Source organism: Pseudomonas sp. Irchel 3F3 (assembly GCF_900187545.1).
Classification (GTDB): Bacteria; Pseudomonadota; Gammaproteobacteria; order Pseudomonadales; family Pseudomonadaceae; genus Aquipseudomonas; species Aquipseudomonas fortuita.
Genome location: NZ_FYDS01000014.1, coordinates 34984 through 49227, shown reverse-complemented (window position 1 = coordinate 49227; position 14244 = coordinate 34984). Strand labels below are relative to the sequence as shown.

Annotated in this window: 15 protein-coding genes; 13 read left to right on the top strand and 2 right to left on the bottom strand. The window is 63.1% G+C overall.

Annotation, left to right across the window (positions count from 1 at the left end):
* Positions 1 to 3: 3 nt before the first annotated feature.
* Positions 4 to 939 (bottom strand): lipid A biosynthesis lauroyl acyltransferase, encoded by a 936-nt coding sequence (locus CKW35_RS24690; RefSeq protein WP_016485325.1) that lies wholly within the window; start codon positions 937 to 939, stop codon positions 4 to 6.
* A gap of 111 nt (positions 940 to 1050) precedes the next feature.
* Here CKW35_RS24690 and minC point away from each other — a divergent pair, with 111 nt between their 5' ends.
* The 7 genes from minC to CKW35_RS24650 all read left to right on the top strand — a co-directional run bounded on the left by minC (position 1051) and on the right by CKW35_RS24650 (position 7784).
* Positions 1051 to 1812 carry a septum site-determining protein MinC gene (minC, locus tag CKW35_RS24685; protein WP_060518719.1) on the top strand — a complete coding sequence of 254 codons (762 nt, stop codon included), beginning with the start codon at positions 1051 to 1053 and terminating at the stop codon, positions 1810 to 1812.
* 101 nt (positions 1813 to 1913) lie between these two features.
* Complete coding sequence (gene minD / locus CKW35_RS24680; protein WP_016485323.1) at positions 1914 to 2726, top strand: septum site-determining protein MinD; 813 nt, start codon at positions 1914 to 1916, stop codon at positions 2724 to 2726.
* Positions 2727 to 2729: 3 nt separating this feature from the next.
* The gene (minE, locus tag CKW35_RS24675) at positions 2730 to 2984 is read left to right on the top strand and encodes a cell division topological specificity factor MinE (RefSeq protein ID WP_003252572.1); all 255 of its coding nucleotides are present in this window, start codon (positions 2730 to 2732) and stop codon (positions 2982 to 2984) included.
* Between the two features lie 151 nt (positions 2985 to 3135).
* Entirely contained in the window at positions 3136 to 3771 is a 636-nt protein-coding gene (locus CKW35_RS24665) for an RluA family pseudouridine synthase (RefSeq protein WP_011532730.1), read from the top strand.
* A 169-nt stretch (positions 3772 to 3940) separates the two neighbouring features.
* Complete coding sequence (locus CKW35_RS24660) at positions 3941 to 5230, top strand: M18 family aminopeptidase (protein ID WP_060518720.1); 1290 nt, start codon at positions 3941 to 3943, stop codon at positions 5228 to 5230.
* Positions 5231 to 5418: 188 nt separating this feature from the next.
* Complete coding sequence (locus tag CKW35_RS28420; RefSeq protein WP_012271002.1) at positions 5419 to 5586, top strand: hypothetical protein; 168 nt, start codon at positions 5419 to 5421, stop codon at positions 5584 to 5586.
* A gap of 44 nt (positions 5587 to 5630) precedes the next feature.
* Complete coding sequence (locus CKW35_RS24650) at positions 5631 to 7784, top strand: mechanosensitive ion channel family protein (RefSeq protein WP_024717884.1); 2154 nt, start codon at positions 5631 to 5633, stop codon at positions 7782 to 7784.
* Between the two features lie 116 nt (positions 7785 to 7900).
* On the opposite strand, the gene CKW35_RS24645 is transcribed toward CKW35_RS24650, so the two are convergent.
* Complete coding sequence (locus tag CKW35_RS24645; protein ID WP_016485320.1) at positions 7901 to 8614, bottom strand: UTRA domain-containing protein; 714 nt, start codon at positions 8612 to 8614, stop codon at positions 7901 to 7903.
* 328 nt (positions 8615 to 8942) lie between these two features.
* On the opposite strand from CKW35_RS24645, the gene CKW35_RS24640 reads away from it, so the two are divergent.
* From CKW35_RS24640 to CKW35_RS24615, 6 genes are all read left to right on the top strand, one after another.
* Positions 8943 to 10001 carry an ABC transporter substrate-binding protein gene (locus CKW35_RS24640; protein WP_060518723.1) on the top strand — a complete coding sequence of 353 codons (1059 nt, stop codon included), beginning with the start codon at positions 8943 to 8945 and terminating at the stop codon, positions 9999 to 10001.
* Positions 10002 to 10130: 129 nt separating this feature from the next.
* Positions 10131 to 10937 carry an alkaline phosphatase family protein gene (locus CKW35_RS24635; RefSeq protein WP_016485318.1) on the top strand — a complete coding sequence of 269 codons (807 nt, stop codon included), beginning with the start codon at positions 10131 to 10133 and terminating at the stop codon, positions 10935 to 10937.
* The gene (locus CKW35_RS24630; RefSeq protein WP_095117063.1) at positions 10934 to 11785 is read left to right on the top strand and encodes an ABC transporter permease subunit; all 852 of its coding nucleotides are present in this window, start codon (positions 10934 to 10936) and stop codon (positions 11783 to 11785) included. The genes CKW35_RS24635 and CKW35_RS24630 overlap by 4 nt, the downstream gene beginning before the upstream one ends.
* A complete protein-coding gene (locus tag CKW35_RS24625; protein WP_016485316.1) occupies positions 11775 to 12569 on the top strand; it encodes an ABC transporter permease in 795 nt (264 codons plus the stop codon). The genes CKW35_RS24630 and CKW35_RS24625 overlap by 11 nt, the downstream gene beginning before the upstream one ends.
* Before the next feature lies 1 nt (position 12570).
* A complete protein-coding gene (locus tag CKW35_RS24620) occupies positions 12571 to 13560 on the top strand; it encodes an ABC transporter ATP-binding protein (RefSeq protein WP_016485315.1) in 990 nt (329 codons plus the stop codon).
* Between the two features lie 14 nt (positions 13561 to 13574).
* Positions 13575 to 14228 carry an HAD family phosphatase gene (locus tag CKW35_RS24615; protein WP_016485314.1) on the top strand — a complete coding sequence of 218 codons (654 nt, stop codon included), beginning with the start codon at positions 13575 to 13577 and terminating at the stop codon, positions 14226 to 14228.
* Positions 14229 to 14244: the final 16 nt, after the last annotated feature.

The following is a 14244-nucleotide window of genomic DNA, read 5'->3' as shown; positions in this document are numbered from 1 at the left end:
ATTTCAGCGCTTTTTCTTGTCATACAGCCGCGGCGCACCCTCGGGCCGCGACTTGAACCGGCGGTGCGCCCACAGGTACTGCTCGGGGCACTCGCGCAACACACGCTCGACCCACTGGTTGATGCGCAGGCAGTCGGCCTCTTCGCTTTCGCCGGGAAAGTCCGCCAACGGCGGGTGGATGACCAGACGATAGCCGCTGCCATCCTCCAGGCGCTTCTGGGTGAACGGAATCACCTGTGCCTTGCCCAATCGGGCGAACTTGGTGGTGGCGGTTACCGTCGCCGCCGGGATGCCGAACAGCGGCACGAAAATGCTCTGCTTGGCCCCGTAGTCCTGGTCCGGTGCGTACCAGATCGCCCGGCCCGAACGCAGCAGCTTGAGCATGCCGCGCACGTCCTCGCGCTCCACCGCCAGCGAATCGAGGTTATGCCGCTCGCGGCCGCTGCGCTGGATGAAGTCGAACAGCGCATTGCCGTGCTCACGATACATGCCGTCGATGGTGTGCTGTTGGCCCAGCAGTGCGGCGCCGATTTCCAGGGTGGTAAAGTGCACGGCCATGAGGATGGCGCCCTGCCCCGCCTGCTGGGCGGCCTGCAGGTGCTCCAGCCCCTCGATATGGGCCAGGCGCGCCAGCCTGGCCTTGGGCCACCACCAGCTCATGGCCATTTCGAAGAAGGCGATACCGGTAGAAGCGAAGTTGGCCTTGAGCAAACGCCGCCGTTCGTCGACCGACAGCTCCGGGAAGCACAGCTCTAGGTTGCGGGCGGCAATGCGCCGACGCTCGCCGGCAAAGCAATACATCACGGCCCCCAACGCGGCACCGGCTTTCAACAGGACCCGGTACGGCAACTGGACCACCAGCCACAGCAGGCCCAGGCCCAGCCACAGGCCCCAGAACTTTGGGTGAAGGAAATAGGGGCGAAAACGCGGGCGTTCCATTGAAGCTTCCGGAAAGACAAAGGCTGCGCATTCTACAACGGATCAGCGTATGTTGCGGGCAACCGGTGTTCTCGTTATAAATCAGGGCACTTTTTTCGCAACAAGCCGTCTATGCAGACCATGAGCCCAAACCACACACCCGACACCGCCTCCGTGTTCCAGCTCAAGGGCAGCATGCTCGCCATCACAGTGCTGGAACTGGCGCGCAATGACCTTGAAGGCCTCGACCGCCAGCTGGCGGCCAAAGTTGCCCAGGCACCGAATTTCTTCAGCAATACGCCACTGGTGCTGGCGCTGGACAAGCTGCCGGCCGGCGAAGGGGCAATCGACCTGCCAGGCTTGATGCGTATCTGCCGCCACCATGGCCTGCGTACCCTGGCGATCCGCGCCAATCGCATCGAGGACATTGCAGCCGCCATCGCCATCGACCTGCCGGTGCTGCCACCGTCCGGCGCCCGCGAGCGGCCGCTGGAGCCGGAACCCGAGGTTGTCAAAAAACCCGAGCCGGCCCCCGTGCCACCACCCGCCCCCGAGCCCGAGGTGCGCCCGACCCGGATCATTACCGCGCCAGTGCGCGGCGGCCAGCAGATCTACGCGCAAGGTGGCGATCTGATCGTTACCGCCTCGGTCAGCCCGGGCGCGGAACTTCTGGCCGATGGCAACATCCATGTGTACGGCGCCATGCGCGGGCGCGCCCTGGCCGGCATCAAAGGCAACACCAAAGCGCGTATCTTCTGCCAGCAGATGACCGCCGAAATGGTCTCCATCGCAGGCCAGTACAAGGTTTGCGAAGACCTGCGCCGCGACCCTCTGTGGGGCACCGGTGTGCAAGTCAGCCTGTCCGGTGATGTGTTGAACATCACCCGTCTTTAACGGATACTTGCCGTCATTTTCAGAGCAACTTTTTTAACTGTTGCCGTTTTTATGCTTTTTGCCGGGACACGTGTCCCGACTTATTTTAGGGGTGAAACACCTTGGCCAAGATTCTCGTGGTTACTTCCGGCAAGGGGGGTGTGGGCAAGACCACCACCAGCGCCGCCATTGGTACCGGCCTCGCACTGCGTGGCCACAAGACCGTCATCGTCGACTTCGACGTGGGCCTGCGTAACCTCGACCTGATCATGGGCTGCGAGCGCCGCGTGGTGTACGACTTCGTCAACGTGGTCAACGGCGAGGCCAACCTCCAGCAGGCGTTGATCAAGGACAAGCGCCTTGAGAACCTGTTCGTGCTGGCCGCCAGCCAGACCCGTGACAAGGACGCGCTGACCCAGGAAGGCGTGGAAAAGGTGCTGATGGAGCTGAAGGAAACCTTCGACTACGTCATCTGCGACTCGCCGGCCGGTATCGAGAAAGGCGCACACCTGGCCATGTACTTCGCAGACGAAGCCATTGTGGTCACCAACCCCGAAGTGTCCTCGGTACGTGACTCCGATCGCATGCTGGGCATCCTGTCGAGCAAATCGCGTCGCTCCGAAAAAGGCGAAGAGCCCATCAAGGAACACCTGCTGATCACCCGTTACCACCCCGAGCGCGTGGAAAAGGGCGAAATGCTGAGCATCGCCGACGTCGAAGAGATCCTGGCGATCAAGCTCAAGGGCGTGATTCCCGAGTCTCAGGCCGTGCTCAAGGCTTCCAACCAGGGTATCCCGGTCATCCTCGACGACCAGAGCGACGCTGGCCAGGCGTACAGCGATACCGTCGACCGCCTGCTGGGCAAAGAAAAGCCCCTGCGGTTCATCGAAGTGCCGAAGCAAGGATTCTTCGCGCGACTGTTTGGAGGCAAGTAAACCATGAACCTTTTTGACTTCTTTCGTGGCAGACAGAAACAGACCAGCGCGTCGGTAGCGAAAGAGCGTCTACAGATCATCGTGGCGCACGAGCGCGGCCAACGCAGCGAGCCGGACTACCTGCCGGCGCTGCAGAAAGAACTGCTGGAAGTGATCCGCAAGTATGTGAACATCGGCAACGATGACGTGCACATCGAGCTGGAAAACCAAGGCAGCTGCTCGATTCTGGAGCTGAACATCACCCTGCCGGATCGCTGATCTGGCTGAAAGCCGGGGCTGCTTTGCAGCCCATTCGCGGCACAAGGCCGCGCCTACAAGGGATCGCGTTCCCCTGTAGGCGCGGCCTTGTGCCGCGAATGGGCCGCAGAGCGGCCCCGCTTTTTTCTCCCGATTTAACAGAGACCATGCAATGCCGCTGTCCAATATCCAGATCCTGCACGAAGACGCCGCCATCCTGGTGATCAACAAGCCGACCCTGCTGCTGTCGGTGCCCGGCCGCGCCGAGGATAACAAGGACTGCCTGATTACCCGCCTGCAGGAAAACGGCTACCCCGACGCGCTTATCGTGCACCGCCTGGACTGGGAAACCTCCGGCATCATCCTGCTGGCCCGCGATGCCGACAGCCACCGCGAGCTGTCGCGGCAGTTCCACGACCGCGAAACCGAGAAGGCCTACACCGCACTGTGCTGGGGCCAACCGGCACTGGACAGCGGCAGCATCGACCTGCCGCTGCGCTACGACCCGCCAACCAAGCCACGGCATGTGGTGGACCACGAGCAGGGCAAACATGCGCTGACCTTCTGGCGCATCGTCGAGCGCTGCGGTGACTACTGCCGGGTAGAACTGACGCCGATCACCGGGCGCTCGCACCAGTTGCGCGTGCACATGCTGTCGATCGGCCACCCGCTGCTGGGTGACCGGCTGTATGCCAACCCCGAAGCACTGGCGGCCCATGAGCGGCTGTGCCTGCATGCCTCCATGTTGAGCTTTACCCACCCGGTGTCCGGTGAGCGGTTGAAGTTCGAGTGCCCCGCGCCCTTCTGATTTTCGGCTGGCTGTCCCGGCCTCTTCGCGGGCTCGCCCGCTCCCACAGGGATGACCCTGCGTTGGAAATGTGTGCAGTACCGGTGGGAGCGGGCAGGCCCGCGAAGAGGCAGACACATATTGTCGACATTGTGCGTTAAACTCGCGCCACTGCTGTCTGGAGTGAGCTATGCGCGATGCACTGAATACTGGCCTTATCGAATTCCTCAAGGCCTCCCCCACGCCCTTCCACGCCACCGCCAGCCTGGCCCAACGCCTGGAAGCTGCAGGCTATCAGCGCCTGGACGAGCGCGACAGCTGGGCCACCGTGCCTGGCGGCCGCTACTACGTCACCCGTAACGACTCGTCGATCATCGCCATCAAACTGGGCAAGCAGGCACCGTTGCTCAACGGTATCCGTATGGTCGGTGCCCACACCGACAGCCCGTGCCTGCGCGTCAAGCCGCAGCCCGAGCTGCAGCGCCAGGGCTTCCTGCAGTTGGGTGTGGAAGTGTATGGCGGCGCCCTGCTGGCGCCATGGTTCGACCGTGACCTTTCCCTGGCCGGCCGTGTCACCTACCGCCGTGACGGCAAAGTTGAAAGCCAGCTGATCGACTTCAAGCTGCCGATCGCGATCATCCCCAACCTGGCCATCCACCTGAACCGCACTGCCAATGAAGGCTGGGCGATCAACCCGCAGAACGAGTTGCCGCCCATCCTGGCTCAGGTAGCGGGTGATGAGCGTATCGACTTCCGCGCCCTGCTCACCGAGCAACTGGCCCGCGAGCACGAGCTGATCGCAGACGTGGTGCTGGATTACGAACTGAGTTTCTACGACACCCAGGACGCCGCGCTGGTCGGCCTGAACGGCGACTTCATCGCCGGGGCGCGCCTGGACAACCTGCTGTCGTGCTACGCCGGCCTGCAAGCCCTGCTGGCCGCCGACAGTGACGAAACCTGCGTACTGGTGTGCAACGACCACGAAGAAGTCGGCAGCAGCTCGGCTTGCGGCGCCGACGGCCCGATGCTGGAGCAGACCCTGCAGCGCTTGCTGCCCGATGGCGACGCCTACGTGCGCACCATCCAGCGCTCGCTGATGGTGTCGGCCGACAACGCCCACGGCGTACACCCCAACTACGCCGACAAGCACGACGGCAACCACGGGCCCAAGCTCAACGCCGGGCCGGTGATCAAGGTAAACAACAACCAGCGCTACGCCACCAACAGCGAAACCGCCGGTTTCTTCCGCCACCTGTGCATGGCCGAGGAAGTGCCGGTACAAAGCTTTGTGGTGCGCAGCGACATGGGCTGTGGCTCGACCATCGGCCCGATTACAGCCAGCCACCTGGGCGTGCGCACGGTGGATATCGGCTTGCCGACCTTTGCCATGCATTCCATTCGCGAACTGTGCGGCAGCCACGACCTGGCGCACCTGGTGAAGGTACTGACTGCCTTCTACCGAAGCCGCGAGCTGCCTTGATGTAAGCAGGCCCGGCCTCTTCGCGGGCTCGCCCGCTCCCACAGGGACCGCACAACCTTCGGGAACTGCGCTGAACCTGTGGGAGCGGGCAAGCCCGCGAAGAGGCCGGGCCTGCTCAAGGTCAATCCCGCCTCGCTTGCCAAGCGCTATGCTTGTTACATGGCCCCACTGCAAAAGGATTGCTGTCCATGTCACCGTTCCTGTCACTGTTCGTGCCGGTGTTCCTGTTCCTGCTGCTGCTGACCATTGGCTTCAGCATGCGCGAGCGCAATATCGGTGTACTGATGATGTGGATCGGCACCTTGGGTATCTTTGGCCTCACCTGCTGGAAGATCCTCGAGAAACTGCCGACATAAACCTCTACACTCGGTCAATCGTTTGACCTGAGGTAGATTTGCCCGTGCCTGCCCTCCTGCGTTACCTGTTCCTTCTCCTGCTGCTGTTCATCACTCCGGTACAGGCAGCGGGCCTGCCCGGCCTGCTGGGCGGCAGTGCGCCCGCACAACCGGAGGCTACCGAGCCGCTGGGCAAGTCGCTGGACGAAGTGATCAAGAACCTGGAAAACGACCAGCAGCGGGCCAAGCTGCTGGCCGATCTTAAAAAGCTGCGCGACGCCACCAGGCAATCGCAGCCCAGCGTGGAACAGGGCGTGCTCGGCCTGATTGGCGGCGCGCTGCATGATTTTGAAAAACAGTTCAGCGGCGATGCCAGCCCGTTTCACCGCTGGGCGGCAGAAATCGAACAAGCCCAGGCCGAACTGACCGACCTGGTAGTGCCGGTGCACCAGTGGCCGGCGATCCTGTTCGGTTTTGCCGCCGTCATTGCCGTGTGGAGCGTGCTGGCCTACGCCTTCAACTGGGTCGGCCACCGGATACGCCTGCGCTTTGGCCTGAGCGAAGAACTGCCCCAGCACCCGCGTACCTGGGACCTGGTGCGCTTTGCCCTGCGCAAGCTCGGCCCTTGGCTGGTGGCGCTGGTGTTCACCGTGTACCTGAGCGTTGTGCTGCCACCGTCACTGGGGAAATCGCTGGCCATGGTGCTGGCCTACGCACTGGTCGTCGGCACCTGCTTCTCGGCCATCTGCGTGATCGCCTTCTCGCTGCTCGACGGCCCGCACCGCCACCGCGCCCTGCATATCCTGCGGCATCAGGCATTTCGCCCGCTGTGGCTGATCGGCAGCTTCGCAGCGTTTGGCGAGGCCATGAGCGACCCGCGCATGCTGGTCGCACTGGGGACCCACCTGGCCCATGCCCTGGCGACCTTGGCCAACGTCATCGCCGCACTGTGCACCGGGCTGTTCATCCTGCGCTTCCGCCGCCCCATCGCCCACCTGATCCGCAACCAGCCGCTGGCACGGCGCCTGACCCGGCGAACCCTCAGCGACACCATCGAGATCCTCGGCAGCTTCTGGTTCATACCGGCGCTGATTCTGGTGGCCATTTCGCTGTTCGCCACCTTTGTCTCGGCCGGTGACACCAGCACCGCCCTGCGCCAGTCGCTGATGTGCACGGTGCTGGTGGTGGTGTGCATGGTGCTCAACGGCCTGGTGCGCCGCCACGCCGCCAACCCCAAACGCGCCAACAAGCGCCAGGCGGTGTATGCCGAACGCCTGCGCAACTTCGGCTACCTGCTGGTGCACTTGTTCATCTGGCTGGTGTTCATCGAACTGGGCCTGCGGGTGTGGGGCCTGTCGATGATCGGCTTTGCCGAGGGCGACGGCCATGAAGTGAGCCTGCGCCTGCTGGGCCTGGCCGGCACGCTGATCGTCGCCTGGCTGGTGTGGATCCTTGCCGACACCGCCGTGCACCACGCCCTGGTGCGTTCGCGCCGGGGCCTGGCGAACGCTCGTGCGCAAACCATGATGCCGTTGATCCGCAACGTGCTGTTCGTGGTCATCTTCATCATTGCGGTGATTGTCGCCTTGGCCAACATGGGCATGAACGTGACCCCGCTGCTGGCCGGTGCCGGTGTGATCGGCCTGGCCATCGGCTTTGGTGCGCAATCGCTGGTGGCCGACCTGATCACCGGGTTGTTCATCATCATCGAAGACTCGCTGGCCATCGACGACTACGTGGACGTGGGCGGGCACCTGGGCACGGTAGAGGGGCTGACCATCCGTACCGTGCGCCTGCGGGACATCGACGGCATCGTGCACACCATCCCGTTCAGCGAGATCAAGAGCATCAAGAACTACTCGCGGGAGTTTGGCTACGCGATCTTCCGCGTGGCGGTCCCGCACAGCATGAACATCGACCAGGCGATCACGCTGGTTCGCGAGGTGGGGCAGAAGCTGCGCAATGACCCATTGATGCGCCGCAACATCTGGTCACCGCTGGAGCTGCAAGGCGTGGAGAGTTTCGAATCGGGGTCGGCGATCTTGCGGGCCCGGTTCAAGACCGCGCCGATCAAGCAGTGGGAAGTGTCACGGGCGTTCAACCTGGCGCTGAAGCGGCAGCTGGATGAAGCCGGGCTGGACCTGGCGACGCCGCGGTTGTCGGTACAGGTGGTGACTGCTGGTGGAGGTGGGATAGCGGAATCCGGTTCCTCCAGTTAGGTCCCGATCGCCGGCAAGCCAGCTCCCACAGGCACTGCACAGGGCCTGAAGCCAATGCAATCAAGGTGGGAGCTGGCTTGCCGGCGATGGGCTGCAAAGCAGCCCAGAATCCAAGATCAACCGGCCTGTGCACGGATGCGGATGGCATCATGCCGCCAATACTCCAGGTCACAGTCGATCAGGTGCCCATGCTGGTCGCTGTTGACCCGCGTAATGTGCAGCCCCGGGCTGCCCACCGACACCTTCAACGCCCCTGCTGCCTCCACCGGCAATGCCGTCGGCAAGATTTCGAAGCATACCTGCCCGTACCGGATGCCATACACCCGCCCATAAATCTCGGTCAGCGACTGCGCCAGGTGCTGTTCGAGAATGCCCGGAAAATAACGGGGATTCAGGTAGTGCTCGGCATACAGCACCGCGCGCCCGTCAATTCGCCGCAAGCGGCAGATTCGCACCACGCTGGACAACGCCGGTAGCTGCAAGCGGGCACAGATGGCCGCCGACGCTGGCTGCAGCCGTGCCGAGAGGAGTTCGGTAGTGGCCACACGCCCCTGATCGCGCACCATGGCATGGAAGTGGCTGCGCTCGATCAGGTCGTAGGTGAGCCGCTCGGGCGCGACGAACCAGCCGCGACGCTCTTCGCGGTAGATCAGGCCCTGGGCCTCCAGCTGCGCCAGTGCCTCACGCAGGGTGATGCGCGTGGTGTCGAACACCTCGCTGAGCTTGCGCTCGGCCGGCAGCTTGCCGCCGGGCGCCAGCAGGCCGTGCTCGATTTGCTCCAGCAGGGCATGGCAGATGGCTGTTACCGCACGCGGTGGCATCGGCTGCATGAATGGTTACCTATCTGGACTAGTCCAGCCCCAGAACAGGGCACTTGGAGAATAGTGCAAGCCTAGGCAGGGCTGATGAACATCCTGTGACAAGGCTGCCGACGGGGTACTGCCAGAATCGGGCCAGCCCAGCAAAACCGGGGATTAACCATGGTCTACGCTGTATTGCCAGGAGCCCGTCGACACCTTGGCGGGCCCTTCCCTACATCAAATTGTCACGCAAGCGGCCTACCTTGGCTCAAGGTTTGCTGACCTAGACCAAAGGTTCCAGGCAACGGCTTCACTCATAACAACGATCGGTTAAAGGCACCCACCCAAGGAGCTACGGATGAAAAAGTTGTTCATGGCGTCACTGCTCGGTTCGGCCATCGCGTTCTGTACCTCGGCCATGGCCGAGGACCTCAAGGCCCTGGAAGATGCCGCCCGCAAGGAAGGCACCGTCAACAGCGTGGGCATGCCCGATGCCTGGGCCAACTGGAAAGGCACCTGGGAAGACCTGGCCAGCAAATACGGCCTCAAACACAGCGACACCGACATGAGCTCGGCACAGGAACTTGCCAAGTTCGAAGCCGAGAAGGACAACGCCAGCGCCGACATTGGCGATGTGGGGGCCGCCTTCGGCCCTATCGCGGTGACCAAGGGCGTGAGCCAGCCATACAAGCCAAGCACCTGGGACCAGGTGCCGGAGTGGGCCAAGGACAAGGACGGCCACTGGGCGCTGGCCTATACCGGCACCATTGCCTTCATCATCAACAAGGACCTGGTCAAGGAAGAGGAACGGCCGAAAACCTGGCATGACCTGGAAAAAGGCAAGTACAAGGTCGCCATCGGCGACGTCGGCACTGCCGCCCAGGCCGCCAACGGCGTGCTTGCCGCCGCCATCGCCTACAAAGGCGATGAAAGCAACGTGGCCCCCGGCCTGCAACTGTTCACCAAACTGGCCCAGCAAAAGCGCCTGTCGCTGGCCAACCCGACCATCCAGACCCTGGAGAAAGGCGAGGTGGAAGTCGGCGTGGTGTGGGACTTCAACGGCTTGAGCTACCGTGAACAGATCGACCCCAAGCGCTTTGAAGTGCTGATCCCGTCGGATGGCTCGGTGATTTCCGGCTATACCACGGTCATCAACAAATACGCCAAGCACCCCAACGCGGCCAAACTGACCCGTGAATACATCTTCAGCGATGCCGGGCAGATCAACCTGGCCAAGGGGCATGCCCGGCCCATCCGTGCCGAGCACCTGAAGCTGCCGGCGGATGTGCAGGCCAAGTTGCTGCCTAACGAGCAATACGGAGCTGCCCAGCCGATCAAGAATGCCGAAGCCTGGGAAGCCACCTCGAAGAAACTGCCACAGATGTGGCAGGAGCAAGTGATCATCGAGATGGAATAAACGGCTAGCTTGCCTAGTGCCTGACCCGGCCCCTTCGCGGGCACGCCCGCTCCCACAGAGGCCGTGCAAAACCCTGTGGGAGCGGGCATGCCCGCGAAGAAGCCAACGCGGTTTATGACTGGAGCCACCATGCAACACAACGTCATCCTGGTCCTGCTAGACGGCCTGAACTATCAGGTCGCCCACCACGCCATGGGCCACCTGCATGCCTATGTCGAGGCCGACCGCGCCGCGCTGTACCGCGTGGAATGCGAGCTGCCGTCGCTGTCACGGCCGTTGTACGAATGCATCCTCACCGGCGTGCCGCCCATCGACAGCGGCATCGTGCACAATAACGTCAACCGCCTGTCCAACCAGCGCAGCGTGTTCCACTACGCCCGCGAAGCCAACCTGGGCACCGCAGCGGCGGCCTATCACTGGATGAGTGAGCTGTACAACCGCTCGCCTTTCGACCCCCAGCGCGACCGCCATACCCACGCGCCGAAGCTGCCGATCCAGCATGGGCTGTTCTACTGGGACGACCGTTACCCCGATTCGCATCTGCTGGCGGATGGCGAATACCTGCGCCGTCGCCATGCCCCCAACTTCCTGCTGGTGCACCCGATGAGCATCGACGATGTCGGCCACCGCCACGGCCTGGACAGCAGCCAGTACCGCAACGCAGCGCGCAGCGCCGATATCTTGCTGGCCGACTACCTGCCAGGCTGGCTCGAAGAGGGCTATCAGGTAATGGTCACCGCCGACCACGGCATGAACAACGACCGCTCGCACAACGGCCTGCTGACCGAGGAGCGCGAAGTGCCGCTGTTCGTCTTTGGTGACGCCTTCAGCCTGGACCCGGCGGCCAAGCCGCTGCAGACCGAGCTGTGCGGCACCCTATGCGAGCTGCTGGGCGCTGCCCACGACAAGACCGTGTGCCGGGAGCTGCTGAAGTGACCACACCCAAGCGCAGCGGCACCCGTGGCCGCTACCTGGCCCTGCTTTGCTTGCTGCCGTTTGCCGTGTTCTTCGTCATCTTCCAGATTGCCCCGTTGGCCTGGGTGGCGATCAACAGCGTGCAATCGGAAGCCGGCTGGGGCGTCGAAAACTTCAGCAAGGTGTTCAGCTCCAAGTTCTACCTGCAGGCCATACAACGCAGCCTGGAGATCAGCTTCTGGTCGAGCCTGTTCGGCATCGTCATCGCCACCCTTGGCGCCTATTCGTTGCGCCAGGTGGACTCGAAGCTGCGCGACTTCGTCAGCGCCTTCGCCAACATGACCAGCAACTTTGCCGGCGTGCCGCTGGCGTTCGCCTTCATCATCCTGCTCGGGTTCAACGGCGCGCTGACACTGCTGCTGAAGCAGGTCGGCCTGCTGGAAGACTTCAGTATCTATTCCAAAAGCGGGCTGATCCTGGTGTACACCTACTTCCAGATCCCGCTGGGTGTGTTGCTGCTCTACCCCGCCTTCGACGCCCTGCGTGAAGACTGGCGCGAGTCGGCCGCCCTGCTTGGCGCCAACCACTGGCAATACTGGCGGCACATCGGCCTGCCGGTGCTCACCCCGGCACTGCTGGGCACCTTCGTCATCCTGCTGGCCAACGCCCTCGGTGCATACGCCACCGTGTACGCGTTGACCACCGGCAACTTCAACGTACTGCCGATCCGTATCGCTGGCCTGGTAGCCGGGGACATCAGCCTCGACCCGAACCTGGCCAGCGCCCTGGCCATGGTGCTGGTGGGGCTGATGACGCTGGTCACGGTGGTGCATCAATGGCTGCTGAAGAGGAGCTACCATGCGCGCTGACGCCCGTTCCGGCGGCTGGTACCACCGCGTTGTGGTCTACCTGCTGTTCTTGATCCTGCTGCTGCCACTGGCCGGCACCCTGCTCTATTCGCTGGCCACCAGCTGGTCGGCCAGCCTGCTGCCCAGCGGCCTGACCCTGAAATGGTACGTGGCACTGTGGAGTGAGCCGCGCTTCCTCGCCGCCTTCGGCCAGTCGCTGCTGGTGTGCCTGGGCGCGCTGCTGCTGTCGGTGGTGCTGATCCTGCCGCTGCTGTTCGTGGTGCACTACCACTTCCCGCGGCTCGATGCGTTGATGAACATGCTCATCCTGCTACCGTTCGCGGTACCGCCGGTGGTGTCCTCGGTAGGGCTGCTGCAACTGTATGGCAGCGGGCCGATGGCCATGGTGGGCACGCCGTGGATCCTGATCGGCTGCTATTTCACCATTGCCCTGCCGTTCATGTACCGGGCCATTACCAACAACCTGCAGGCAATCAACCTGCGCGACCTGATGGACGCCGCCCAGCTACTCGGCGCCAGCACCTGGCAGGCAGCGCTGCTGGTGGTGCTGCCCAACCTGCGCAAGGGCCTGATGGTGGCGCTACTGCTGTCGTTCTCGTTCCTGTTCGGCGAGTTTGTGTTCGCCAACCTGCTGGTCGGCACCCGCTACGAGACCCTGCAGGTGTACCTGAACAACATGCGCAACAGCAGCGGCCACTTCAACAGCGCACTGGTGATCTCGTACTTCGCCTTCGTGCTGGTACTGACCTGGGTCGCCAACCGCCTGAACAAGGACAAGACCTGACATGAGCTTCGTCAGCGTACAGAACCTGCAGAAAAGCTACGCCGGCAGCCCGGTGTTCGAGAACATCGACTGCCATATCGAGCGCGGCGAGTTCGTGACCCTGCTGGGCCCGTCCGGCTGCGGCAAGTCCACCCTGTTGCGCTGCATCGCCGGGCTGACGCCGGTGGACAGCGGGCAGATCCTTCTCGACGGCCACGACATCGTGCCGCTGAGCCCGCAGAAGCGTGGCATTGGCATGGTGTTCCAGAGTTACGCGCTGTTCCCCAACATGACCGTGGAACAGAACGTGGCGTTTGGCTTGCGCATGCAGAAGGTCAAGGCCGACGAAAGCCAGGCCCGTGTCCGTGAGGTGCTGGCGCTGGTGGAGCTGGGCAACTTTGCCGGGCGCTACCCGCACCAGTTGTCTGGCGGCCAGTGCCAGCGCGTGGCCCTGGCCCGCTCACTGGTTACCCGCCCGCGCCTGCTGCTGCTCGACGAGCCGCTGTCGGCACTGGATGCGCGTATTCGCAAACACCTGCGCGAGCAGATTCGTGCCATCCAGCGCGAGCTGGGGCTAACCACTATCTTCGTCACCCACGACCAGGAAGAAGCGCTGACCCTGTCCGACCGCATCTTCCTGATGAACCAGGGGCGTATCGTCCAGAGCGGCGATGCCGAAACCCTCTACACAGCGCCTGTGGACCTGTTTGCCGCCGGCTTTATCGGCAACTACAACCTGCTCGACGCCGAAAGCGCCAGCCGCCTGTTGCAGCGCCCGGTCACCAGCCGCCTGGCGATCCGCCCAGAGTCGATCACCTTGGGCGTCAACGGCGAACTGGATGCCGAAGTCCGCAGCCACAGCCTGCTGGGCAATGTGATCCGCTACCGGGTAAACGTGCGCGAGGTGGAGTTGGTGGTCGACGTGCTCAACCGCTCGCCGGCCGACCTGCACGGGGACGGGAAACGGGTAAGCTTGTCCATCGACCCCACGGCGCTGCGGGAAGTGGCTTAAGGAGATTCAACACAATGGCACTGGCAATTTTCGATCTGGACGAAACCTTGATCCACGGTGACTGCGCGTCGCTGTGGAGCGAGCAGATGGCCCGGCTGGGCTGGGTAGACGGCAAAGCGTTCCTGCGCCGCGACCATGAACTGATGGAGGCCTATGGCAAGGGCCACCTGCGGATGGAGGAGTACATGGCCTTCAGCCTGGAACCGATTGCCGGGCGTACCCTGGAAGAAGTCGAGCACCTGGTGGAGCCGTGGGTAGAAGACGTGATAGAGCCGATCATCTTTGGCGACGCCTGCCGCTGCATTGCCGAGCACCGCCAGCGTGGGGACCGCATTCTGATCATTTCCGCTTCGGGGACGCACCTCGTCGGGCCGATTGCGGCACGGCTGGGGGTGGATGAATACCTGGCGATTGAGCTAGAGGCGGTGAACGGGGTGTATACGGGCAAGACTCACGGGGTACTGACCTACCGCGAAGGCAAGATCACCCGGCTGCTGGAATGGCTGGATCAGGAGCAGGAGAACCTTGAGGGAGCGAGTTTCTATTCCGATTCACGCAATGACCTGCCGCTGCTGCTGAAGGTGGATCACCCGCATGTGGTGAACCCGGATGCGGTGTTGCGCGAGCATGCCCAGACCAATGGCTGGCCGATCCTTAGCTGGTCCTGAAGATTTGTGTGGGCCT